Source organism: Rickettsia australis str. Phillips (assembly GCF_000273745.1).
GTDB lineage: Bacteria > Pseudomonadota > Alphaproteobacteria > Rickettsiales > Rickettsiaceae > Rickettsia > Rickettsia australis.
This window is the reverse complement of the sequence record NZ_AKVZ01000049.1, coordinates 1-1,263: the sequence shown is the minus strand read 5'-3', so window position 1 is coordinate 1,263 and position 1,263 is coordinate 1. Positions and strand designations below refer to the sequence as shown.

Sequence of the window (1,263 nt, the reverse complement as noted above, 5' to 3'; positions counted from 1 at the left end):
ATGGTTTTCGATTAAAAGTGTGTAGGCCTTATAGAGCAAAAACTAAGGGCAAGGTTGAGTGATTTAACAGATATATGAGAGAAAGCTTTTATAATCCATTAGCAACAAAATTAAAAACTACAGAGTTAGTGTTGGATGTGGATACTGCAAATTCGGAGGTACTAAAATGGTTGCGGGATATTGCGAATCTGCGTGTACATGGAACAACGGGTGAAATACCTGCAGAAAGATTAAAGTTTGAAAGGAGAAATCTTCAGCCATTACCATTGGATTATAGCGGTAGTCATCCTGCAGCACTAGAGATTATGGAAGATAAAGGGGAACGATTTTCTACAGTTTCCTTACAACATTCCCTTTGCATATACCAAAGTATACTGGAGGCATTATGAACCTGCAGCACCAACGTATTGAAGAGCTGTGCCACTCTTTAAACCTTATTCAGATAGCTGAAAATTATTTTGATATTGCACAATCCTCTAGTAAAGAAGACTCAAGTTATACGGATTTCCTTGAGTCAATATTAAAAACAGAGTTGTTGGCACGACAGAATAGAAGTAAATCAATACTCACCAGAATGGCAGGTTTTCCTACTATTAAAACGCTGGATAATTTTGATTATGATTTTGCTACAGGAATAAAACGCAAGATTCTGGAAGGTCTAAGGTCTCTATCTTTTGTAGAAAGACAGGAAAATATTATTTTACTTGGTCCTTCTGGAGTAGGAAAAACCCATATAGCTATTGCTCTTGGTTATGCAGCTACACAATGTGGCATTAAGACTAAATTTACAACAGCTGCAGATTTGGTGCTTGTACTTAATGCTGGGCTCAATCAGGGAAACCTGGACTCCATATTCAAAAGAATAATACTACCATATAAATTACTTATAATAGATGAGTTTGGGTATCTGCCATTAAAACAGGAACAAGCTAATCTGTTATTTCAAGTTATAGCAAAGCGTTACGAAAAAGGTAGCATAATTCTTACAAGTAATCTGCCATTTGGGCAATGGCATAATAGTCTTGCTCAGGATAGTGCTCTTACAGCTGCTATCTTAGATCGTCTGCTTCATCACTCCACTATACTCAATATTAAAGGTGATAGTTTCAGGCTTAAGGATAAAAAGAAGGCTGGTCTTGTGCCAATAGAAATTATTAATAAACAGGAGGATAATTTTATGACTTAAATATCAGATAATTTTTTTATGATACTGTATCAATTTTCAGCCGGTACATATTGAAAATCTGTATCATTTTTCGACCG

Annotated in this window: 1 protein-coding gene and 1 pseudogene; both read left to right on the top strand. The window is 35.7% G+C overall.

The genetic code is table 11. The annotated features are described in order from the left end of the window. Nucleotides 1-266, top strand: a pseudogene (locus A452_RS12360) (IS21 family transposase); the annotation flags it as partial. 119 nt (nucleotides 267-385) lie between these two features. After that, on the top strand, nucleotides 386-1,186 hold the full coding sequence (gene istB, locus A452_RS0107415; protein WP_017208715.1) for an IS21-like element helper ATPase IstB: 801 nt from the start codon (nucleotides 386-388) through the stop codon (nucleotides 1,184-1,186). The last annotated feature ends 77 nt before the right edge of the window (nucleotides 1,187-1,263 follow it).